Source organism: Adhaeribacter soli (genome assembly GCF_008727925.1).
Classification (GTDB): domain Bacteria; phylum Bacteroidota; class Bacteroidia; order Cytophagales; family Hymenobacteraceae; genus Adhaeribacter_A; species Adhaeribacter_A soli.
Genome location: NZ_VTWT01000008.1, coordinates 1 through 23,251, shown reverse-complemented (window position 1 = coordinate 23,251; position 23,251 = coordinate 1). Strand labels below are relative to the sequence as shown.

Below are 23,251 nucleotides of genomic sequence, written 5' to 3'. Positions count from 1 at the left end.
ACTAATCTTTATAATTATGAAGAAAATCTATCTACTCCTTGGCTTGATGCTCGCTTACACTGGTGCGAAGGCACAATACGTAAGCCCGAATACCGGCCAGAAACTCACCATGAACAGCCTGCTTACCGCCGGAGCCGTAACCAATACCGGTGGCGCCTACATCCTGAGCGCGGACCTGACGATCTCCGAAAACGATACGCTCTCCATTACCACAAACGAAACCCTCCGGCTGGCCGATAATATCCGGATCACCATTAAAGGCGCCATGCTGGTAAACCCACCGGATTCGGTAAAGATCACCGCCGATAACCCGGCAAATACCTTTCATACCCTTCGTTTCGAGAGCTCTACTAAAGTTTCTAAACTGAAGAAAACCCTTGTAGAGTACGGCAGCGGCGTTAGAGTAATAGATGCCGGTCTGGAAATGGATAGCTGTGTGGTACGGTTTAACGAGCGCGTAGCGCAAAGCGGTGCCATTAACATATCCGGCACAATCCCGGTAACCGTTGCAAACTCCAGAATTTACCGCAACGCCCGTTCCGGGATTTCTACCCCATCAAACGGGGGAACCGTTATTATCCGCAACAACTGGCTTTTTGAAAATGGAACCGAACCGGGCCTTTATCCGCAAATTAACCTGGGTATCTCCAATAACGGTCCACTGATCATTACCGGCAATACCATTATCGGGATCAATGCCACTACCAACCGGTCGGGCGGTATTGGCATCAGCAACCTGCTGACTAATCCAACTGTTACCAACTGCTTAATTGAGAAGAACACCATCCGGTATAACAGCTACGGCGTAGGTATTACCGGTGGCAATATTCACGGTTACATCAAGCGCAACCTCATAGAGAACAACAATGTGAACCCAACGGTTTTAACTACGGGAAGCGGACTTAACTTCAATACCACTACTACAAACCAGTTAATGGTAGCAGCCCGCAATATTATCCGCAACAACCACTGGGGCGTTACGATTCAGGCAGGAACAAAAGTTGCTTCTGGTCCGAGACCAAGCCTGGGCCGCATCGGCAGTGCCGATACTGCTGATGTAGGCATGAACCGGATCTACAACAACGTAAACGGCGCCGGCCCACAGATCTGGGACCTGTACAACAATACCACCGATACCGTTTATGCCGAAAACAACGACTGGGGCACCAACAACCTGGTCGATATCGAGGACCACATTTATCACAAGACAGACAGCTCAACCCACGGTTTTGTAGATTACTTGCCACTTTATCAACCGGTAACCGGTACGGTGAAGGAGCTTGCTAAGTCCGGTTTCAAGGTATATCCAAACCCGGCTTCCGGCTTCGTAATCATTAAAGCCAACGCTACCCTGTTAAGCGGAAAAACCAACGTGCGTTTCTTTAATGCCTTAGGCCAGGAAGTTCTTACCCTGCAACCACAAGTAAAAGGAGGGGAACTTAGGATCGATACCCAGAAACTCCCGGCAGGTATCTACACCTACCGCATCGAAAACAACGAAAAGGTAACTGCCGGTAAATTAATGATCAACCGTTAATCGGAAATAGGTAATAACCCTGGTTTCTAAAGCAAAAAAGCCCCTGCAGCAATGCAGGGGCTTTTTTTTTGTGGTTGAAATTCAGAAATAATGGGGGCTGTTACTAAAGCAAGTCATTCCGAGCGAAGCCGAGAAAACTTATGGGAATTACAATGACAAAGCGAGCGTAGCAAGATTTGGCTTACTGCTTGATTCTTTAATTTTATGGCTCCATAAGTTTCCTCGGCTGGCGCTCGGAATGACACCATAAATTGGCTTAACCTTGAGGCACTAGTGAAACCACAAAACAAGCACGAAACATAATTAGGAAAGCCTTTCATTGCCGTCTGCTTTAGCTGACGCTTACAAAATATCGTCCCGCTTATCTTCGGTAACCTTCAGCTGCACCAGCTCGATCTTGCGCTCCGATTTTTCCAGGATCTTCACTTCATACACGTCGTGGATCATGGTTTCCCCTTTTTCCGGAATATGGCCGAAGATCATGTTGATGAAACCGCTCATGGTTTCGTAATCTTCACCTTCCGGCAATTGGTAAGGCAGAAACGCGTTCACGTCGGAAATGGCCGCCGAACCTTTAATGCGGAACTCAAAATTTCCGATCTTTTCTACCAGCGGATTTTCCTCGTCGTACTCATCCTGAATTTCTCCAACCAGCTCCTCGATAATGTCTTCAATGGTAATCAGGCCGGCCACGCCACCGAATTCATCGGTTACAATGGCCATGTGCATGCGTTTGCGCTGGAATTCCTGTAAAAGGCGGTTGATTTTTTTGGTTTCCGGCACGAAGTAGGCTTTCCGCATCAGTTTCTCCAGTTCTATCGGTTCGTTTTTCCGCATCTGGATCAGCAGGTCTTTTACATAAAGCACGCCCACCACGTTGTCGATGTTCTCGCGGTAAACCGGCATCCGGGTATAGCCTTCCGCAAAAACAACCTCCATGATCTTGTCGGCGGTAAAGTTTATTTCCAGGCCTACCACGTTCGTGCGCGGCACCATCACCTGCTTTACCATCCGGTCGCTGAACTGGAAAACGTTCTCGATGAGTTCGTGCTGGGAATCCTGGATCTGGCCGCTTTCCTTGCTTTGCTCAAAAAGCAGGCGGAGCTCGTCGGCAGTGTGCACCTCGGAGCCGTGCATGGGTGCAATGCCCATGAGCCGGAGAATAAAATTAGAAAATCCGTTCAGGGTCCAGATGGCCGGCTGAAAAAGAAAGTAAAAGAACTTTAAGGGGTAAGCTATTGCTAAGCTGGTAGATTCCGGCCGCTGTATGGCCAACGATTTTGGCGCCAGTTCCCCGAAAACGATGTGCAGAATGGTGATCAAGGCAAAGGAGATGGGTAAGGCAATGCTGTGAGCCACTTCCGGGCTCGCCTCAAATCCCATGGCGTGCATCAGGGCAATAATAATTTCAGAAACCACGCCTTCGCCCACCCAACCTAAACCAAGCGAAGCAAGCGTAATACCCAACTGGGTAGCCGATAAATAAGCATCCAGCTTGTGGGTCATTTTGTGGGCTACCATAGCCAGTTTGTTGCCGGTCTGGGCGCGGAGCTCCAGCTGGGAGGCCCGGACTTTTACCAACGCAAATTCTGCTGCCACAAAAAAGCCGTTCAGCAGCACCAGAAATATCGTAATAAGAATGTTTATGAGCATGTATACTGGCGGCCCGCCTGAAACTACAAAGCAGACCGTTTTTCAAAATTACGGTTATTGGAGGAATTTCAAATAATTGTTTTGCCGCCTACGTTAACTAAGGAGCTACAGATGCACTCCGGCCTGAAACGAAGGCGCGGAAAAGGTATCAAAATATCCCGAAAAAGTGCTTACTTGCTATTATTTTTCAAACACTTAGTGTTTCCTTCCATGGTTCTCAGAGTATTGTTTATTTTCCTTTTCAGTTTCGCTTTCCGGCTCCTGGCTCCGGCCCAGATTTTGCAGCCGGTTAAGTGGAGTTACGATGTTTCCAAAAAAGAAGTGAAGATCGGCGAAGAGGTCGAACTGATCTTTAACGCCAAAATTGACCCGGACTGGTACCTGTATTCTTCCGATTTCGATCCGAACCTGGGGCCAACTGTAACCACCTTCGAATTCAAAAAGAACCCCACCTTTGAACTGGTAGGAAAAATAAAACCGGTAAACCCGAAAAAGAAGTACGACGATATTTGGGGCGGCGAGTACACTTACTTTACCAAAACCGGTCAGTTTCGCCAGAAAGTAAAGATCCTGCAGAAAAACCCGGTTATAAAGGGAACCTACGATTACCAGACCTGTACCGAAGTCGACGGCAAATGCATTCCCTTCAACGACGATTTTACCTTCGATAATTTCACCATTACCGATGCCCCGGCCACGCCGGCAGCAGGATCTCAGCCAACCGGTAGCCTTTCGCCCGTAAAAACCCAAAGCCCAACTAACCTACAAGCTACGGCCGACAGCCTCGAAGCAGCAGCCGCCCCCCCGGATAATGCCACCGCCGTTTTAGCCGAACCTGTTCCCGATACCACGCAAAACGCTACCCAAACCACGGCAGAAAGTACGGCCGTTCATCCGGAAAAGAAAGTCCCGGAAGAAACCGCGGCAAGCCTGTGGCAGTTTTTCCTCATTGCTTTTGGCTCCGGCCTTATTGCGCTTTTAACCCCGTGCGTTTTCCCGATGGTGCCCATGACGGTGAGTTTTTTTACCGGCGGCAGCGGCAGCCGGGCAGCCGGCATTTTTAAAGCGGTAATTTACGGCCTTTCCATCATTGCCATTTACACCCTTATCGGTACGCTGGTAGCCCGGGTTTTCGGCGGCGATGCGGCTAATTTCCTGAGCACCCACTGGCTGCCGAACGTAGCCTTCTTCCTCATTTTCCTGCTTTTCGGGATGTCGTTCCTGGGCATGTTCGAAATTACGCTGCCAAGTTCCTGGCTAACCTCAGTAGATAAGCAGGCCGATAAAGGCGGTTGGCTGGGCGTGTTCTTCATGGCTTTTACGCTCGTGCTGGTATCGTTTTCCTGCACCGGCCCCATTGTAGGCAGCATTCTCATCGCCTCGGCCAGCGGCGAAACCCTGAAACCCATGATTGGCATGTTTGCCTATTCCCTGGCCTTTGCGTTGCCGTTTACCTTGTTTGCAATTTTCCCTTCCTGGCTCAGTAATCTGCCCCGCTCCGGTGGCTGGCTGAACTCCGTGAAAGTGGTTTTAGGCTTCATTGAACTGGCTTTGGCGTTGAAATTCTTAAGCATCGCGGACCAGGTTTACCACTGGAATCTCCTGAACCGCGACGTATATCTGGCTCTCTGGATTGTGATCTTCTCCCTGCTTGGTTTCTACCTGCTCGGCAAGATCAAACTCCCCCACGACAGCGACCTGAAACACCTGAGCGTACCCCGCGTGATGCTGGCTTTAATTTCCTTTGCCTTTGTGGTTTATCTCGTTCCGGGGTTATTTGGCGCGCCGCTCCGGCCGCTTTCCGGTTACCTGCCGCCGCAAACCTCCCGCGATTTCAATTTAACCGCCATGAACCGCCAGGAAGCTTCTTTCCTGCCCACCCAAAGCCGGAATGCCCTGTGTGAAGCCCCGAAATATGCCGATTTTCTGGAGCTGCCGCACGGCCTGCAGGGCTATTTCGATCTGGACCAGGCCCTGAAATGCGCCAAAGCTGAAAACAAACCCATCTTCATCGATTTTACCGGCCACGGTTGCGTAAACTGCCGCGAAATGGAAGCCAATGTCTGGTCCGATCCGGAAGTATTGAAGCGCCTCCGCAACGACTATGTAGTAGTAGCCCTGTATGTAGACGATAAAACCGAACTGCCGAAAGAAGAGCAATACGTTTCGAAATACGACGGCAAAGAGAAAACCACCATTGGCCGGAAATTTGCCGATTACCAGGTTACCAAGTTCAACGTGAATGCCCAGCCGTATTACGTGCTCCTCGGCCCCGACGGCGAGAAACTGAACGAACCAATTGCCTATAATTTAAATGTAGCAGCCTTTGTAAAATTCCTCGACGAAGGCAAAGCCATTTACCAGTCTAAATTCGGCAAAGACCTGACCCAACGGTAGGAAATTCAGCAAAAAAGTCGAAGCAGATCAACACCTGTGAGGTTTTTAAACCTCACAGGTGTTCAATTCATTTGAATGCTGCCTATGTTAGTGGGTTTTACAAAAGCCGCCAAGCTAAACTACATTATTGCGTCATCCCGAGCGCCAGCCGAGGGAACTTATAGAGCCGCATATTTAGGATCAAACAGTAAGACAAATCTTGCTACGCTCGCTTTGTCATTTCAATTTCCATAAGTTTCTTCGACAAGCTCAGAATGACCTGCTTTTTTTAGCAAGTGGAATATTCTGTTGCTACAAAATAACCAAAAGGGCTTTAACCAGTTAATTACTAATTGCCTAAAAAGCTATCCGCTAAATACCAACAACTAGCAACCACCAACCACCAACCAACAACCAAACCATCCGCGAATGCGCCGTTTACTTTTCCTGCTAACCCTAAGCTTCAGTCTGAATTTTATGGCAAACGCGCAAAAGACCTATCCCATTACCCTGGTTATTCACGGCGGCGCCGGCAACATCTCACGCGAAAGCATGACTCCTGATAAGGAAAAAGCCTACACCGAAGGGTTGAATGCAGCTTTAGCTGCCGGTTATGCTGTACTTGAAAAAGGAGGAACCAGTCTCGATGCGGTAGAAGCTGCCGTTCGGGTGATGGAAGACAACCCCTTGTTCAATGCCGGAAAAGGAGCGGTTTTTACAAATGAAGGCAAGAATGAGCTCGATGCGGCTATTATGGACGGCGCTACGCTTAAAGCCGGTTCCGTTGCCAGCGTTACCACCATCCGCAACCCCATAACTGCCGCCCGTACGGTAATGGAAAAGTCGCCGCACGTCATGATGGTCGGGAAAGGCGCCGAAAAGTTTGCCAAGGAACAGAAACTCGAAATCGTAAACCCGTCTTACTTTTATTCCGAACCCAGATTCAAACAACTGCAGAAAGCAAAAGAAGAAGACAAGCAAACGCTCGACCATTCTTCCGATACCACCGGCAGCACCCTGCCCATTTTCATGGAAGGTAAAAAGTTCGGGACCGTTGGCGCGGTGGCCTTAGATAAATACGGAAATCTGGCAGCAGCGACTTCCACCGGCGGCATGACGAACAAGCGTTACGGTCGGGTAGGAGATGCCCCGATCATTGGCGCCGGAACCTACGCCAACAATAAAACCTGTGCCGTTTCAGCCACTGGCCACGGCGAATTCTTTATCCGCTACACCGTAGCCCACGACATTTCCGCCTTAATGGAATACAAGCATAAATCGCTAAGGAAAGCAACTGAAAAAGTGGTACTGGAAAAGCTGCTAAAAGCCGGCGGCGAAGGCGGAGTTATTGCCGTAGACCGCAAAGGAAAAATAGCCATGCCCTTTAACTCCAACGGTATGTTCCGGGCCTATAAAACTGCCAAAGGCGAAACCCAGACGCTCATATTTAAAGAATAATCTGAACCAGGAGCCCTCAAATAAGAAAAGAAGCAAACCAGATTGGTTTGCTTCTTTTCTTATTTGGCATTACGCAAAAATTGAAATGCTATGGTTTTAGACAGAAAAAGTATCAGGTACAACCTTTTGCTTACCAACTCTCATTGCCGGTTCCGTCAGCTAAAGCAGACGGCAATGAATAAGCTACATAGAAAGCTTGCGTAACTTCCCTTATTTATTCAGTTGTAATCAAACTTAATGAACGAAGTCTTCCTACGGAAAATCATTCGTAGGTCGGTTGTCCTGGTGGAAATTATGGACTTCCCGGGAATCCGGAATTTCGCCGTAAACCGACAGGTTCATTTCCTCGCCGTAATAAATATGCGTATCAAGCGGGCTGTTGAGTTTGCTGTGCTGGCCGTTGCCGTTATGTTTACGTTTGGAAATAGCATAAGCAGCTAAACCGGCAACGGTTACCAGACCGGCCGTTATCAGCACTTTATTGGTGGTGCTCGATACCGGTTCCGGCAATGAAACCACGCCTTGTTCATCCATAATGGCCGGGTGCCCCACGTAACGGCCGTGCGCCGGAACTGCAATTTCATCGAACATGCGGGCCAGTTCATTCAGCTCATCAATCATGCGCTCGCCGTGCATCGGAATACCGTGCCCGGTGGCAATTACGTTCGGCCTCAGGGAAGCGATATTCTGCACCGATATTTTTGCGGCTGTCCAGTCCGGGGTAAAATACGATGGCGGGCCACATACTTCCGGTTCATCCGTAATTACCGCCAGCACCGATTCCGGCTTGCGGGTAGTTATGGCATCGCCGGCGATCAGGGTGCGGTCGCGTTCCCGGAAAAAAGACACGTGGCCTGCCGTATGGCCGGGCGTATGGTACCAGCTCCATTCCGGAAGGCCCGGCACCGAACCATCTGCGGGTAAAGGCTGCACCATGCCGCCCAATTCAATGGGCTTTTTCGGGTACATAAACGACATAAAAGCCATGCCGCCGCCGCCAACGCTCGGGTCCGGTGGCGGGTAGCTCGAAAGACCGGTCAGGTACGGGATTTCCAGGTGGTGCGCATAGATCGGAACATTCCATTCCATGGCGAGTTCCTTTAAAGCGCCCACATGGTCGAAGTGGCCGTGGGTTAAAATAATGGCGCTGGGCCGGGCGCCCCGGCCGAAACGCTCTTCGGCTACTTTTTTTATGCGGTGGGCTGAGCCGTACAAGCCGGCATCTACCAGCACCCAATTGCCGCCCGGGCCCTCGGAACCGTTCACAAAGAACACGTTCACGAAAACGATCTTCATCCCGATCACGCCGTCGGCTACCGTGTAGATATTTTCCTTTTTCGGTACGGTTAACGTTCTGTAAGTACTTTCCATATTTTTCACATTAAAGATTAACTGTCTTCCCGGCCGGCAATGCTTCGTTCGTTGCCCTGGTCGGTGGTTGAATTTTTATCTGAATCGCCGGCTCTGCCGCCCTGGCCGCCCTGGGGAGGGTGCGCATCTTTGCTGCTGTGCATGTCCGGATCGCCGTGTTTCTGAACCTCGCTTGGTTCCGGTCCCCGTTGGCCGGGTGTCTTTTCTTCTTGCATACAGGTACAATTAAAAATTTAAGATTAAGAGTTGAATACGAAAGAATTACGGAATGCTTTGTACGGGTAAAAGTTAAAGTTGGCTGTTTTCAGGAAAATAATTCTTAGCCCCGACTTTTAATTTCCTTTCCCGTAATTTTGCGGCCGCCTGACGGAATTCTTTTACCTTTTTAAACCTTTGGTTCAGGCACAGACAATTTATTTAAAAATGGGGAGGAAGCTTTTGAGTTGGTTTACGGGTTTATTGGCAGCGGTAAGCCTGCCGCTTTCTGCCGCCGTTCCGGCCGATTCTGCCCTGGTAAACACCCTACAGCCTAAAGTACGTTTTGTTTTTAATTTCGATACCCGTTATACCTTGCTCGATAACGACCGGGCGCGCATCAGCGGCCTGAAAACCGGGCTGGAATGGAAAAACAAGTACCGGGCTGGCTTGGGGTATTATTTTTTAAGCAGCCCCCTTGTAACGCAACTGCCTGTTGCTGCCGATCAGGCGCCGGTAGAAGCAAGGGTTAAGTTCGCCTACGTGGCAGGCTACGGCGAGTATGTTTTCCTGAAAACCGAACGGTGGGAAGCCAGTGTTCCGCTCCAGATAGGCGTTGGCAAAACCCTGAACCAGTACCATAACCAGCAGGGGCAGGTGGTAAATACCGAACGCGTACCGCTGTTGCTGTTCGAGCCATCCGTTTCCGGCCATTATAAGATTTACAACTGGGTAGGCGTGGGCGCCGGCGCCGGTTACCGCCACATGCTGAACCAGGCCAGACAGGAAACCAGCCACCTGAATGCCCCGATCTACTACGTTAAAGCCAAGTTGTTTGTAGGCGAGCTTTACCGCCAGGTTAAACGAAAGCATTGCCGCAAAGCCGTGTAGGGAATTCCTTAAGTCTTCGCCCTGCTTTTCCTCCTTATAATTTTCTGAAAAAAACGCCGTTAATAAAAGGTATTTCATTTTACCCTTGCTGGAATTAAACTGCCGGCGATTTAGTTTTTAGAATATGGTAAATTTAATTATCCCCCCAAACTACCAGGCCATGTACGCCTGGTGCATCGACGATTCGCTGCCGGCCTTTGAACCGGAAGAATGGATCGAAAAAGGCCGGGTGTATGCCGTAAAACATATGTCTGAACCCTTGAATGTTACAGAAGGGTTTGCCCTTACCATTCTGGATCTAAATGGCAACGAAATTCACCCTTCCGCATCCCACTGGAGTTTTGCTTCGCACCGGTTCGAGCTGTTTTCCGTATTTTTGAACTAATTTTTTAACCCGGGAAAAGTTTATTAATTTAAGGGAAGGGCTGCCGCCAGCAGCCCTTTTTCTTGTCTTAGAACCATAGCAACCGTATAATGATATATGCTGAAACTTGCGGAATTTAAGGAGTTGACAACGGTAGAGAAAGCAGCGTATGTGCAAATGCATGGCCGGTATTTACATTACCGGGTAAAAGGCTGGTGCAAAATAGACCTTTACCTGATCCGGACGGAAACGGAGAGTTTTTATGCTGAGCTCTGGTATTATTACGATCTGAAAACCATCGGGCTGGTGCGGGTATTTGAAAAAGCGCCGCCACTGGAACCCTACGTCGAAAATATTCACATCAGGGTAGAGGAAAAATAGAAAAAGTGCACCGGGGAGGTGCACTTTTAAAAAAGGTTACTCGCTAAGAGAAAATCAAATATCTCACCCTTTAAAAAACCCTTTAAGCGGAAATAACCTTCTATAATACGCTGTAAGCAGCGAGTAACAAATATAGAAATAATACGCTGTAAGCAGCGAGTAACAAATATAGAAATATAATATTTTTCTACCAAATGTTATGGCAAAATATTTTTCCTTTTTTTTTGGTTTCTGAAAAATATTTTGTATTAGTTTAGAAATCAGCTATTTGTAATTCATTGGCTTGGTTTCCTCTGTTTTTTGTAGGTGGTTCAGCTACAGGCTTGTAACGCCAGGATTTTTTCTGCCAATCGTTTCATAAGAATTTAGCAGGCAAACGCACCCGTTTCGGACATTGCCTGTTGCCGGATCGGCTGATGGGTTTTTGTATTCGGTCAAAAGCTGCTCCGGCCGGCCTTTTGACTTTCCTGTTTCCGCTTCCTGCCCGCATTTTTTCTGATTTAAGCAAAACCCTTACCCCGTAATATTGCTATAAAGTACCTGATGTTTATACGTCTGAGGTTTGGTTTTTAAAACCATACGCCCCGGTTTTACGTGAAGGGAGGCAATATTGATGCTATGAAAAATATAACTGCTGCTATGCCTTCCCCGCCCCCGAAGTGGGTGGAACGTTTTGCCCGGATCGGGCTTTTGGCCAATGGCCTGGTTTATTGCCTGGTTGGGCTGCTTGCCTTTATGGCTGCTTTCGGGCTCCGGAAGGGCTCTCAGGAAAATGCCGACCGCGAAGGGGTGTTTAAATTTGTACTGGAACAGCCTTTCGGGAAAGTGCTGCTACTGCTCATTGCCCTTGGCCTGGCCTTTTACAGTCTCTGGCGCCTGATCCAAGCCCTGAAAGATACCGAGCAAAGGGGGGAAAACCTGAAGGGGCTTGGGCGAAGAGCCGGCTATCTGTTTAGCGGGGTAATGTATGGTGGGTTCGCAATAGCAGCTTTCAGGTTAGCCCTTGGTTCCGGAGGCAGCGGCAAAGGCGATCAGCGCGAAACCCTGGCTCAGAAGGTATTAGAGCAACCCATGGGACAATGGCTTTTAATTTTAATAGGGCTAGGCGTAATTGGTTCCGGGCTTTACCAGATCTACCGGGGCGTTTCCAACAAGTATAAAAAGAAAGTAGCCGGCTCCAACCTGAAACATGAAACCGAAGAAATGATGGTGCGGGCCGGAAAAGCAGGCTACGTGGCCAGAGGCATTGTTTGGGGCCTGATCGGGTATTTCTTTATTCAGGCGGCCCTGCATTTTAACCCTTCCGAAGCCGGCGGAACCGGCCAGGCCTTCCGGTTTCTGGAAAGTTCTTTTGGCTCCATTTTGCTGGGTGCCGTGGCGGTGGGGCTTATTTGCTACGGGGCTTTTATGTTTATGCGGGCCAAATATCAACCTATAAAAACCGCCTGATCTGTTTAAGCGGTATCCTGATTTGCTTTCCGCAACTTTGTAATTTAATAAAGCTTAAAGCGGGGCGTGGTCGCTTCGTAGGTTTCGCCGTTGGTTAGCTGGTAAATGAGCTTGAAAGATTGGTATTCTTTGGGATCGGGTTTTTGGGTAAAATAAATAAGCAATCGCTGTTCCCGGATATTCTGGCTGTGCAAGGAAAAGTATTCTTCCGGTGTTTGATTGTTGATCCAATAAACATCCTGCAGGGTATCGCCGGGTTGGATGTCTGCATTAAATTTTCCCAGAGAGATCAGGCACAGGCCGGCCAGTTCCTCTTCGGAACCACCCCAGCCAGGAGGAGGACAGGGAGCAGTTGCAAGGGCCTTAGGAAAAAATGAAAGGCTGGTTTCTGTATTGAAAGCATAATAATCTGCCTTCAGGAAGCCCTCAAGACTAAAAGAATTGAATGGAACCTCATCCTGGTCTTTCAAAACCGTTCCTGAACCATTTCCGTCGGGCTGCTGTACTGTGCCTCTTGCATTCAGTTCCAGGCCGGTAATATTAAAATGCTCTGCTGAATCGCAACCTTCGTAATTTTCCTTTTCACAGGCAAACTGAAGCGCGGTAAAACCGAGGAGAATCCAGAAGATTTTTTTCATCGTATCGATACCGTTTTAAGAAATTGTAACTGCTTGTAAGTTAGCTTAACATTTTACAGATTACAAATCGGCATAAACAAAAAACTCCCGACGAAATGCCGGGAGTTTTTTGTTTCAAACTATACCGTTTTTACGGCAATAATTACATGGCTTCTACTTTTTTCTCGTAGCGTTTGCGGTCGTTTTCGTCTAACCAGATCTTCCGCATGCGGAGGCTTTTCGGGGTTACTTCCAGATATTCATCTTTCTGGATGTATTCCATGGCTTCTTCCAGTGAGAATTGTTTTTTCGGAACGATCTTCACGTTGTTGTCGGAACCGGAAGCACGCATGTTGGTCAGCTGCTTGCCTTTCTGAATGTTTACGGTTAAGTCGTTGCCGCGCGAGTGCTCGCCAATTACCTGGCCCATGTAAACCTCTTCACCCGGCTCTACAAAGAATACGCCTCTGTCCTGCAGTTTGTCGATGGAGTAAGCTGTTCCAGGACCGGTTTCCATGGCGATCAGGGAACCGTTGATACGACCCGGGATCGGACCTTTAAATGGCTCGTAGCTCAGGAAACGGTGGTTCATAATGGCTTCACCGGCAGTTGCGGTAAGAACGTTATTTCTTAAGCCGATCAGGCCACGCGCCGGAATATTGAATTCCAAATGCTGCAGGTCGCCTTTTGGCTCCATGATGGACAATTCGCCTTTACGCATGCTTACCAACTCGATCACTTTACCGGCAACTTCGTCCGGAACGTCTACTACTAAGTGTTCGATCGGTTCGTGGCGCACGCCATCGATTTCCTTGAACAATACCTGTGGCTGACCTACTTGTAACTCGTAGCCTTCGCGACGCATGGTTTCGATAAGCACGGACAAGTGAAGAATTCCGCGGCCATAAACCAGGAAAGTATCCTCTTTGTCGGTTTCAGCAACGCGTAAAGCAAGGTTTTTCTCAGTTTCTTTGAACAGACGCTCACGTAAGTGGCGGGAAGTAACAAATTTACCTTCTTTACCAAAGAACGGCGAGTTGTTGATCGTGAACAGCATGTTCATGGTCGGCTCGTCGATCGAGATACGCTCTAATGGCTCCGGATTTTCGAAATCGGCCAGGGTATCGCCAATGTCAAAACCTTCAATACCGGTTACGGCGCAAATTTCGCCGGCAGAAACTTCTTCTACCTTGGCTTTGCCTAAACCTTCAAATACGTGAAGTTCCTTTATTTTTACTTTTTTGAAAGAGCCATCGCGCTTGCAAAGCGTCATGTTAGCGCCTTCTTTCAGGGTACCGCGGTGCACGCGGCCAATAGCGATACGGCCTACGAATGAAGAATAGTCAAGCGACGTGATCTGCATTTGCGGGGTGCCTTCACGGAACGGCGCCGACGGAATTACTTCTACAATAGCATCCAGAAGCGGCGTAATATCTTCGGTTTTGTTGTTCCAGTCGGTGCTCATCCAGCCTTGTTTCGAAGAACCGTAAAGGGTAGTGAAATCCAGCTGGTCTTCAGTAGCGCCTAAGTTGAACATCAGGTCGAAAACCTGCTCATGCACTTCGTCCGGGCGGCAGTTTTCTTTATCTACTTTATTTACTACCACAATCGGCTTCAGGCCTAAGTCAATAGCTTTACCCAGTACGAAACGGGTTTGGGGCATGGCACCTTCAAAAGCATCTACGAGCAAAAGTACGCCATCGGCCATTTTCAATACACGCTCTACTTCACCGCCAAAGTCGGCGTGACCAGGCGTATCAATAACGTTGATCTTTACCCCTTTGTAGCGTACGGATACGTTTTTAGACACGATGGTGATTCCGCGTTCGCGTTCCAGATCGTTGTTGTCCAGGATTAAGTCGTCGAATTGCTGGTGCTCATCAAATAATTTAGAAGCGTGGATGATCTTGTCAACCAGGGTCGTTTTGCCGTGGTCAACGTGGGCAATAATGGCAATATTACGAATACTTTGCATTGAAAATTTTATATCAGGGCGCAAAGGTACAAAGAAAAACTTGTTTTATAAGCAATTTTTCTAACCTTTACAAACTGCTGTTTGGTGTTTAGTTTTTTTTGTTTGAAACGATAGCGTGTTACAGCTTCTGAGAGGTAACGTAACGGTTTAGGGAAAGAGTTCCACCCCACCCGGGTTCTAAATCAGGGGAAGGCTTTCTGGTAGTGCTGGTTTTGGATTTTTGTAGTTAAACGGTACAGTTTTAAGGCGAAAAAGTGGTCAGATTTTCTGCATCCGGTTTTCCGAATTAAAAGATTGTCCGGATTCATGTATGGACCGGATTTATGTAGGGACAGGTCGCGACCTGTCCGCACGCATTCCCGATCAAAACCTGTCCGCGCGCATTCCCGACCAAACCCTGTCCGCACGCATATTGCGGCAAATTATCTGAACACGATTCAAGAGATTTTCTGGATGAACAGAAATTTTTATCTGAAACATATGATCTGAAATGCTTGTCCGGAAATATACGATCGGGAATGCGTGCGGACAGGTCGCGACCTGTCCCTACATTTAAATCGGGGTGGGGTCAAACCACGCCATAATGCGGATCTTCCAGAATATTCACATCAATAACCGCATCCGCATTTTTGAGCAACCCGCGGCAATCGGGGCTGAGGTGTTTTAAATGTAGGGTTTTTCCGGCTTTCCGATACCGTTCGGTTAGTTTGTTTAGCGCTTCAATACCGCTCATATCGGCTACGCGGCTTTCCCGGAAATCCATAATTACTTCCTGAGGATCATTGGCTACGTCGAATTTCTCATTGAAAGCCGTAACCGAACCAAAGAAAAGCGGGCCGTACATTTCGTAATGTTTCACACCCTTGTCATCGGTGTATTTCCGGGCGCGGATGCGTTTGGCGCTTTCCCAGGCAAAAACCAGCGCCGAAATAATTACGCCGATTAAAACAGCCAGTGCCAGATTATGCAGCCAGATCGTGATAACCGCCACCAGGATTCCCACAAAAATATCGTGCTTCGGCATTTTATTTATGATCCGGAAACTGATCCACTCAAAGGTGCTGATCGCCACCATTACCATCACGCCCACCAAAGCCGCCATCGGCACATTTTCGATTACCGGCGCACCCACTAAAATGATTGCTAAAATCGTAAGGGCTGCTACAATGCCGGAAAGCCTCGCTCGGGCGCCGGCGCTTAAGTTCACCAGCGTTTGCGCGATCATGGCACAGCCGCCCATGCCAAAGAAAAAGCCGTTCAGTACGTTGGCGCTGCCCTGGGCTACGCATTCCCTATTGCCGTTGCCGCGGTTGCCTGCAATTTCATCTACCAGGTTCAGGGTAAGCAAACTTTCGGTTAAACCCACTCCGGCCATAATGAGCGCATAAGGGAAAATGATTTGTAGTGTTTCCAGCGTAAAAGGCACCTGCGGAATATGGAACGGCGGAAGGCCGCCGCTTACCGAAGCAATGTCTTTTACCGTTTTAGTATCAATTCCGAAGCCCATAACCAAGGCAAAAATTACCAGAATGGCCACTAAAGATGGCGGAATGGCTTTCGAAATCTTCGGAAAAAAAAGAATGATTGCAATAGTTAAAGCCACCAGACCGAGCATGGTGTAAAGTGCCGTTCCGGCCAGCCATACCGTTTCGCCGTTCACTACGGTTTTGAATTGCTCGAGCTGGCTCATGAAAATGATAACTGCCAAACCATTCACGAAACCGAACATTACCGGCTGCGGCACCAATCGGATGAATTTCCCGAGTTTAAAAACGCCTACCAGGATCTGTAACAAGCCCGCCAAAGCAACTGCTGCAAATACATAGTCGATGCCGTGGCTCTGCATTAAAGCAATTAAAACCACTACCGTTGCGCCCGCACCTCCGGAAATTAAACCTGGCCGGCCGCCAAAAACTGCCGTAATCAGACCCATGATAAAAGCGGCGTACAAACCAACCAGCGGCGGGAAACCACCCAGAATGGCAAAGGAAAGCGACTCGGGCATCATGGTCATGGCTACCGTAAGCCCGGCCAGGATCTCGGTTTTATAATTGATGTTTTTTAAAAAACGTAAATTGAAACTCATAAAAATATTGAAATGGGAATGCTATACCGGAGCGACCAAAAAGTAAAGGTGCCGGTTTAGGGTTAAAAACTGAATGCAGGAATATAAAAGAAAGCAGGCGAACGCAAGGGCCGGAGAGGCCGCGCTTTAAAAATTGCCCTAAAGCAAGGAAAATCAGTGTGGGGTGGAATTCAAAAGACTGGATCGGTTTTTCGTTGCGGGTGCAAAGGTAGTTTACAGGATTTAATATAAAAAATGAACGGACGGTTGCCGGCCTTTCGCTGCCAGATTTATAATTAAGGACTTTTGTTAAATTAAATGCGCCGGTGTTTTGTTTTCGTATAAGGAATTTAAAGAAGCGGCACCATGAAAAGATTATTGTATATCCTGCTGGTAAGCGTAATCAGTTTACCGGGCTGCGGCCAGAGTAAAACCTCGGCCCAAAATACGGCACAGACCGGCCAGGAAAGGCCGAAATTTGAAAATATTAAGATCACGAAGAGCCCGAAAACCGGCCGCGATACGGTTATGATGTCGGATGCCCAATGGCGGAAGCAGCTTACCGCTGAACAATTTGAAGTTACCCGCCGCAAGGGCACCGAATTGCCTTTCCGGAACAAGTACAACGGCAACCACGAACACGGCATTTACAAATGCGTGAGCTGCGGCCTCGACCTGTTTAAATCTGAAACGAAATTCGAATCCGGCACCGGCTGGCCCAGCTTTTACGACAAGATCGGCAACAACGTAACCGTAGCCAAAGACAACAGCATGGGCATGACCCGCGATGAAGTACTTTGTTCCCGCTGCGGCGCGCATTTGGGCCACCTTTTCAACGATGGTCCTAAACCTACCGGCTTGCGCTATTGCATGAATTCGGCAGCCTTGTATTTTGTGAAAAAGTAAATGAGACTAAAGGAGTGAATATCGAACTTTTTCAATCAGGATATTAATGGAATTAACGGGCATTATAAACAGGGGCAAGCGCTGTAAGGAACAGTTTATTTTGTGAATTTCAAGAATGATTGGCTTAGGATTGTTAGAAAAGACAATAAATTAATAGAAAAGCCTCGTAACTATTGCTACGAGGCTTTTTAACCGATTGATAAGGCATAAATTTACTTCTGAAATCTTTTTCTCATTTTATGAATACCCAGGGCAGCTCCGCCTGCAGCAAGAAGGCTGATACCACCATCAATGGGAATATCGGTAGGAGTAGGACCCCCATTTCCCGGGCTACCTTGTGCCCAGGCTGAAGCTGTAATTACCGTCATAAAAGCGGTTGACAGCAATGCTTTGATACTGTTATTCTTCATAATATATTTTTTGTAAGGAAAAGCAGCAGGGTTTTAGATCTGCTGCTTTCAATATTTCAAATTATACGGTTTTACTCAATTACTATTTTCCGGGTAATTACCTGCTGATCGGCTTTGATCTGGAGCAGGTAAATTCCCTTAGCCGCTTTCAATTCTACCGCTTCGGAGATCGTGCCGCCATTGGCTTTTACCTTTTTCTGCAGGATGGTTTTACCGGCAAGATCAGTAATGGTCATTTCAGCTGAAGAAGCTTTTAGTCCGGAGAGTTGGAGCTGGAACTTACCTTGGCTTGGGTTCGGATAAAGCTTCACTTCCATACTTTTTACTGCCTCCGCTATACCGCTTACTCTTGCACCAACGTGCAGCACAAAACGATTTGCCGTGCTTCCGCCTGCATGCGAGAAGGAGTAAACAGTAGCAGAAGTCAACGTCTGCATGGTATTGAGCTGGTTGTCTTCCAATTGTACCTGGAACTGGTTTAAGAGCTGCTCTACTTTAAGCTGATAAGCTCCGGCTACTCCTTCCACTACTAAAGGAATCTGTTGCGGAGCTGCTGCATACCCCAAACCATTGATGGAAAGCTGGGAAGTACCGGCTAAGGTAAATACCCGTACCGCTCCCATCGGCAGCGAGAAAGCATCAAAGCTGTTGTCCATACCTGAAGTTGCTCCCTGCTCTAAGTACACGTAGGCTTCATCCTGCTGCTGACCTTTAGAAGCAGAAAGCTGAAGTAAAGGACGGGTTTCAGTAGTCCGGTAAAAAGAAGGATTCTGGTAAGAAGTAAGCCTTGCTGCATTGGTAAAGCTGAAGGAAGCCACAGGAGCAGTGGTGCGTACAAAGAAGGCCTGCATGGCCGGAATTACGCCACCGGTCAAAGATCCTACTCCGTTCACGTAAGCAGCATAAGCACCGTTGTAAGCAGAAGAAGAACGGAAAGCATACACCGCATCCATCATGCCCGAAGGAACAGTGATGTTGTCCCAGTCGATCGGAGCAGGATAAGGATTACCCAGTAAATGCCACCCCGATTCTGCTGTTGCTCCTCTGCCTAAGCCTGTAACCGTTACGGTGCCGTTGTTCAAAGTACCGGTGAAATCCACTGTCTGGGAAGCAGGAATGTTTACCGAGTAGCCTCTGCCCGGCGTTAAAGCTGAAGATAGTGAAGCCGGAGATTCCCAGCCGAAGCCGAAGTCCATGGTAGCAGCGCTGTCGTTGGTTAAGCGGCTCTGGTTGTACTGGAATACGGTTGGGAAAGGACGCACCGTTCCCGGCTTGGTAGCCGTGTTGTAAGCCGGGTTCACTACCGGCGTAAAGCCACCTGTTACTAAATCACTCACCGTAGTTGAAGTAACCGGAGAAGCGAAGTGGCGGTAACCTGCTGCTGCGTTCAGGGCAGGGTTGATGTAGCGCTGCACTTTAGCCGTGCCGTTCACTACCCCACCCGCATTCACTACCATGGCTGTACCAGTTGCATTCGAGAGCAGTGTAAAGGTATTGCCATTCGTGTTCAGGTTGCCATTTAACGTGAGCACCCGCTGAACAGAAACAGGTCCGGCTAAGCTTGCACCCGCTGCGCTGATGGTCAGATCATGGAAAGTGGAAGGGTTTGTTCCCCCGATAACCTGCAGGACTGAGCCGGAGAAAGTCGCAGAGCCGCCGGTAGCTGTAAAGGCGCCGTTGTTGGTGAAGTCTTCTTTTACTTCCAACGTACCGCCGTTAACCGTTAAACTTGCACTCGAGGCGATCGTCAAATCTTTGGCCAGAGCCGTGCCGGAAGAGATAACCGGGTAGCGCGAAACGCCGGATGGAATTACCACATCGCTGGAGGCTGTTGGTACGCTGTTGTTGCTCCAGTTGCTTGCCGTGTTCCAATCGGTGGAAGTGGCACCCGTCCAAGTAAAATTAACAGTTCCAATTTCTGCTTCCAGCACAAATTTATACGCATCAAAGAGGTCGACCGGGGCTGTATTGCTGCCTTCTGCAGACCGGTAAAAAGCCTGGATCCAATACAAACCGCTGTTTTCTTTCTGAGCGCCCATCGGGTAGATCGTTGCCGGAGCATTTGCAGGTAAGGCCTGAGCTGGCTGAGCCATACCAATGTAATAAACCTCATTGTTAGAGAAGGTTGGCGGTACCGTAATCGGGAAGTTAACCATTTTATCCAGGTCAGTGGCAGCAAGCACTTTATTGGCCGAACGGGCTACTTCCACGCCAGCGGCATTCAGCACCACGCCATAGACCGTAACGCCGGTAGTATTTATATTAGGGCTGAAAGCCGGACCCGGTACATAGGCATTTACTGCCGTAACGGCTGTAGGTCCAGTTGCCCTGAAGGCTGCCAGAAAATTGGCGTTCCGGGTAGCAGGAGTTGGGTTCGTAAGCGGGTAGTTTCCTTCAAAAGCAGTATTTACCACCGGTAGTGCGTTGGCAACAGTAGGGTATTGAGCATAGCCCTGCGTTGATGGCGTAACCACCATATTTACCTGTTTTGAGTTATTGCCTGAAACATCGTCTGCGGCCACACTTACTTCCACCAGGTTGTTAGAGCCAAGTACAGTAGGAGCAAATGCCGGAAAAGCAACCGTTCTCTCAGCGCCTGGGGCTAATGAGCTTACCAAAACTGAAGTGTTGAAGGTATTGGCTCCGGTAATGGAAAGAGAAATGGTACGGTTGGTTAAAGTGGTGGTACCCGTATTTTTTACCCGGGCCTGAATAGACCTGGCGCCGCTCGTTAATGCCATTTTTCCCATCGCGAAAACGCCCATCACGCTCATGTCGCTGCCGGGAGTAGGGTAACCGAGGATGAGTACCGGGCGGAAAGCGCTGCTTCCGGTAAGAGTAGCAGTACCCGCCAGGGTTGTAGCAGTTACGGTTACCAGGCTGGCCGGCAGTTCGTTGTTGGTATTGTAAATCGCCGAAACCGCCGAACGGGTTGTGGTGCTCCATTCATATGCTAAATAAAAGTTTCCGCCGGTATAGTTAAAGGGCGTTTGCAGCATGATATTGAACGTTCCGGAAGCAGCCGGAATGGTTAACGGACCATCATAAACCAGGGCCATAGCCGAAGGAGAAGAAATGATACTGGTCCAGGTGGTACCGCGGCTGTAAATTGCATCGGAAGTATTCACCATATAAACCTTAATGTTGCCGCTGGCCGCCGTTGCTGCCGGCGTACCAATACTGAAGCCAAAATAATTAACGGTTCCGGCCGGCAGGTCCGGGAAATCGGAGCCTTTATAAAGCATGGCCGTACGCTGGAAATTGATGGCACCGTTCGGGCCACGACTGCTGCCGGAAGTACTGTTAGAAACAGGGCCGGTTCCGAAGGTGTAATTGGTAACGGTAACCGTAACCGAGCCGCTACCCGCCTGCGTGCAATAGCCTGAATTTGCCGTAGCAGTAACGGTATAGGTGTGCGCCCCTGCCGTAGCCGGGGTTACGGTAATGCTGGTGCCGGTCTGGTTGCTTACGCCGGTGCCGTTTCAGGTATATGTAGCATTCGGGTCTGGATTGGAAACAGTGAGCGTGGCATTATCCCACTGGCCCAAAGCAGTTCTGGAAGCAGTAGCTATTGGAGTAGCGATCCGCCCCATAACCGTCAGGTTGCTGCCGTTGTCGGTGCCGGTGGTTGCCGGGTTAGAAGCAATAACCCGGATGCGGTAACCTGCTCCGGCGGTTTGGGCGGCCGGCATGGTAGCTGAAATGTTGCCGGAAGTGGTAGCGGTTACCGTTCCAATGGTTGTAGGCGAAGTAAAGCTGCCGCTGGCATCGGAAAGCTGGGCGGTAAAAACGTTACCCGAAGCAAAAGGACCGGTAGCTGTGAAAGGAACTGTAACGTTGCTGCCGGCGCAGAAACTTGTTGGTGAAATAGGATCTGTAGTAATAGTAATAGGTGTAGTAACTATAAAGATGTCATCGCTATATTCCCAATAGGGTGAATTACCAACTACTATTAGAAACCCTGTAACAGCGCCTGCCGGCACAGTGGCGGTAATCTGGGTTGCTGAATTTACTGTAAGTGTAGTTGCGCGAACGGAACCATCAAACAGAACGTTTGTAGTTGCGGTAAAATTGGTCCCGGTAATGGTAACGATTGAACCTACCGGTCCGCTGGTTGGAGTAAAGGAAGTAATGGTTGGAGAATCATATACATCAACTATGTTAATGGTGAAGGCTTTTTCAAAAAACAGGCCATGGCTGTCGGTGGTTCTTATCCGGATGCTGTAGCTGTTTTGGGTTTCGTAATCCGGGGAGTTATTGATGCGAAGCGCGTTGCCGGAGATGTTAAAGGAAGCATTGTCGGTGCTGCCGGCACCGCTTACCAGGGTATAAGTATGCATATCGCCGGTGTCGATGTCGATAGAGGTAAGCGTGCCCACCGTACTGTTGGCCGCCACATTCTCGTAAATGGCTGTAGCCGATAATGTAATATCGGTTGGGGCAGCCGTATTAAGGGAAAAAGTTTTGGCAAACGCACCACCGCTGTTGTAGGCAATATATAGTTTGCTGTTTTTAAAGGCCAGGGAAGTGTAGTCTGCCTGACCAGCCGAGAAGCCGGGCGTATCTATATCTACCCAAATCGTGCCGTTAAACTTCATCACGGTAGCTTTATTGCCATTGCCTCCATCCTGGTAAGCTACATAAGGGGTGCCGCTGCCACCCAGCGCCAGGGAAGTGTAATATACCACACCAGCCGAGAAGCCGGGAGTACCTATATCTACCCAGGTTGTGCCGTTAAACTTCTTCACGGTAGTTTTATAGCCATTGCTTCCATCCTGGTAAGCTACATAAGGGTGCCGCTGCCATCCAGCGCCAGGGAAGTGTAGTCTGCCTGACCAGCCGAGAAACCGGGAGTACCTACATTTATCCAGGTTGTGCCGTTAAACTTCTTCACGGTAGCTTTAAGACCATTTCCTCTATCCTGGTAAGCTACATAAGGGGTGCCGCTGCCATCCAGCGCCAGGGAAATGTAGTCTGCCGAACCAGCCGAGAAGCCGGGCGTACCGACATCTACCCAGCTTGTGCCGTTAAACTTCTTCACGGTAGTTTTATTGCCATTGCCTCCATCCACGTAAGCTACATAAGGGGTGCCGCTGCCATCCAGCGCCAGGGAAGTGTAAGATACCACTCCAGCCGAGAAGCCGGGAGTACCGACATTGACCCAGGTTGTGCCGTTAAACTTCTTCACGGTAGCTTTATAGAAATTGCCTCCATCCGCGTAAGCTACATAAGGGGTGCCGCTGCCATCCAGCGCCAGGGAAGTGTAATTAGCGCGACCAACCGAGAAGCCGGGCGTAACTATATCTATCCAGCTTGTGCCGTTAAACCTCTTCACGGTAGCTTTACTGCCCTTTTCATCATCCATGTAAGCTACATAAGGTGCGCCGCTGCCATCCAGCGCCAGGGAAGTGTAATATACCACACCAGCCGAGAAGCCGGGAGTACCGACATCTACCCAGCTTGTGCCGTTAAACTTCTTCACGGTAGATTTATTGCCATTGCCTCCATCCTGGTAAGCTACATAAGGGGTACCGCTGCCATCCAAGGTCAGAGAAGTGTAGTCTGCCTGACCAGCCGAGAAGCCGGGCGTACCGACATCTACC

18 protein-coding genes are annotated in these 23,251 nt (G+C 49.0%); 8 read left to right on the top strand and 10 right to left on the bottom strand.

Features of this window, described 5'->3' with window-relative positions:
• The first annotated feature begins 16 nt into the window (after positions 1 to 16).
• Positions 17 to 1,537 carry a T9SS type A sorting domain-containing protein gene (locus F0P94_RS14580; RefSeq protein ID WP_150904646.1) on the top strand — a complete coding sequence of 507 codons (1,521 nt, stop codon included), beginning with the start codon at positions 17 to 19 and terminating at the stop codon, positions 1,535 to 1,537.
• A gap of 342 nt (positions 1,538 to 1,879) precedes the next feature.
• Here the strand turns inward: F0P94_RS14580 and F0P94_RS14575 are convergent, their stop codons facing one another.
• On the bottom strand, positions 1,880 to 3,190 hold the full coding sequence (locus tag F0P94_RS14575) for a hemolysin family protein (protein WP_150904645.1): 1,311 nt from the start codon (positions 3,188 to 3,190) through the stop codon (positions 1,880 to 1,882).
• A 210-nt stretch (positions 3,191 to 3,400) separates the two neighbouring features.
• Here F0P94_RS14575 and F0P94_RS14570 point away from each other — a divergent pair, with 210 nt between their 5' ends.
• Both F0P94_RS14570 and F0P94_RS14565 read left to right on the top strand, forming a co-directional pair.
• Complete coding sequence (locus F0P94_RS14570; RefSeq protein WP_150904644.1) at positions 3,401 to 5,587, top strand: protein-disulfide reductase DsbD family protein; 2,187 nt, start codon at positions 3,401 to 3,403, stop codon at positions 5,585 to 5,587.
• A 408-nt stretch (positions 5,588 to 5,995) separates the two neighbouring features.
• Complete coding sequence (locus tag F0P94_RS14565; RefSeq protein ID WP_150904643.1) at positions 5,996 to 7,024, top strand: isoaspartyl peptidase/L-asparaginase family protein; 1,029 nt, start codon at positions 5,996 to 5,998, stop codon at positions 7,022 to 7,024.
• Between the two features lie 252 nt (positions 7,025 to 7,276).
• On the opposite strand, the gene F0P94_RS14560 is transcribed toward F0P94_RS14565, so the two are convergent.
• Together F0P94_RS14560 and F0P94_RS14555 are read right to left on the bottom strand one after the other, a co-directional pair.
• On the bottom strand, positions 7,277 to 8,395 hold the full coding sequence (locus F0P94_RS14560; protein ID WP_225307232.1) for an MBL fold metallo-hydrolase: 1,119 nt from the start codon (positions 8,393 to 8,395) through the stop codon (positions 7,277 to 7,279).
• Positions 8,396 to 8,412: 17 nt separating this feature from the next.
• Entirely contained in the window at positions 8,413 to 8,610 is a 198-nt protein-coding gene (locus tag F0P94_RS14555) for a hypothetical protein (RefSeq protein ID WP_150904642.1), read from the bottom strand.
• Between the two features lie 223 nt (positions 8,611 to 8,833).
• Here F0P94_RS14555 and F0P94_RS14550 point away from each other — a divergent pair, with 223 nt between their 5' ends.
• From F0P94_RS14550 to F0P94_RS14535, 4 genes are all read left to right on the top strand, one after another.
• A complete protein-coding gene (locus F0P94_RS14550) occupies positions 8,834 to 9,481 on the top strand; it encodes a hypothetical protein (RefSeq protein WP_150904641.1) in 648 nt (215 codons plus the stop codon).
• Positions 9,482 to 9,605: 124 nt separating this feature from the next.
• On the top strand, positions 9,606 to 9,866 hold the full coding sequence (locus tag F0P94_RS14545) for a hypothetical protein (protein WP_150904640.1): 261 nt from the start codon (positions 9,606 to 9,608) through the stop codon (positions 9,864 to 9,866).
• A gap of 96 nt (positions 9,867 to 9,962) precedes the next feature.
• On the top strand, positions 9,963 to 10,226 hold the full coding sequence (locus F0P94_RS14540; RefSeq protein WP_150904639.1) for a hypothetical protein: 264 nt from the start codon (positions 9,963 to 9,965) through the stop codon (positions 10,224 to 10,226).
• 618 nt (positions 10,227 to 10,844) lie between these two features.
• A complete protein-coding gene (locus F0P94_RS14535; protein ID WP_150904638.1) occupies positions 10,845 to 11,675 on the top strand; it encodes a DUF1206 domain-containing protein in 831 nt (276 codons plus the stop codon).
• 44 nt (positions 11,676 to 11,719) lie between these two features.
• Here F0P94_RS14535 and F0P94_RS14530 read toward each other — a convergent pair whose 3' ends face one another.
• From F0P94_RS14530 to F0P94_RS14520, 3 genes are all read right to left on the bottom strand, one after another.
• Positions 11,720 to 12,313: a hypothetical protein gene (locus tag F0P94_RS14530; RefSeq protein WP_150904637.1), complete on the bottom strand. Its 594-nt coding sequence runs from the start codon at positions 12,311 to 12,313 to the stop codon at positions 11,720 to 11,722.
• A gap of 142 nt (positions 12,314 to 12,455) precedes the next feature.
• Positions 12,456 to 14,267, bottom strand: a complete 1,812-nt coding sequence (typA, locus tag F0P94_RS14525; protein WP_150904636.1) for a translational GTPase TypA — start codon at positions 14,265 to 14,267, stop codon at positions 12,456 to 12,458.
• Between the two features lie 568 nt (positions 14,268 to 14,835).
• Positions 14,836 to 16,353, bottom strand: a complete 1,518-nt coding sequence (locus F0P94_RS14520) for a SulP family inorganic anion transporter (RefSeq protein ID WP_150904635.1) — start codon at positions 16,351 to 16,353, stop codon at positions 14,836 to 14,838.
• 345 nt (positions 16,354 to 16,698) lie between these two features.
• Between F0P94_RS14520 and msrB the strand changes: the two genes are divergently transcribed.
• Positions 16,699 to 17,238, top strand: coding sequence for a peptide-methionine (R)-S-oxide reductase MsrB (gene msrB, locus F0P94_RS14515; protein WP_150904634.1), 540 nt, complete (start codon positions 16,699 to 16,701; stop codon positions 17,236 to 17,238).
• A 212-nt stretch (positions 17,239 to 17,450) separates the two neighbouring features.
• On the opposite strand, the gene F0P94_RS14510 is transcribed toward msrB, so the two are convergent.
• The 4 genes from F0P94_RS14510 to F0P94_RS19705 all read right to left on the bottom strand — a co-directional run.
• Positions 17,451 to 17,648, bottom strand: coding sequence for a PID-CTERM protein-sorting domain-containing protein (locus tag F0P94_RS14510; RefSeq protein ID WP_150904633.1), 198 nt, complete (start codon positions 17,646 to 17,648; stop codon positions 17,451 to 17,453).
• Positions 17,649 to 17,719: 71 nt separating this feature from the next.
• Entirely contained in the window at positions 17,720 to 20,893 is a 3,174-nt protein-coding gene (locus F0P94_RS14505) for a T9SS type A sorting domain-containing protein (protein WP_150904632.1), read from the bottom strand.
• Positions 20,894 to 21,130: 237 nt separating this feature from the next.
• Complete coding sequence (locus F0P94_RS14500; protein WP_150904631.1) at positions 21,131 to 22,396, bottom strand: IPT/TIG domain-containing protein; 1,266 nt, start codon at positions 22,394 to 22,396, stop codon at positions 21,131 to 21,133.
• A gap of 35 nt (positions 22,397 to 22,431) precedes the next feature.
• The coding region (locus tag F0P94_RS19705; protein WP_225307231.1) for a hypothetical protein at positions 22,432 to 23,251 on the bottom strand (820 nt) is incomplete at its 5' end.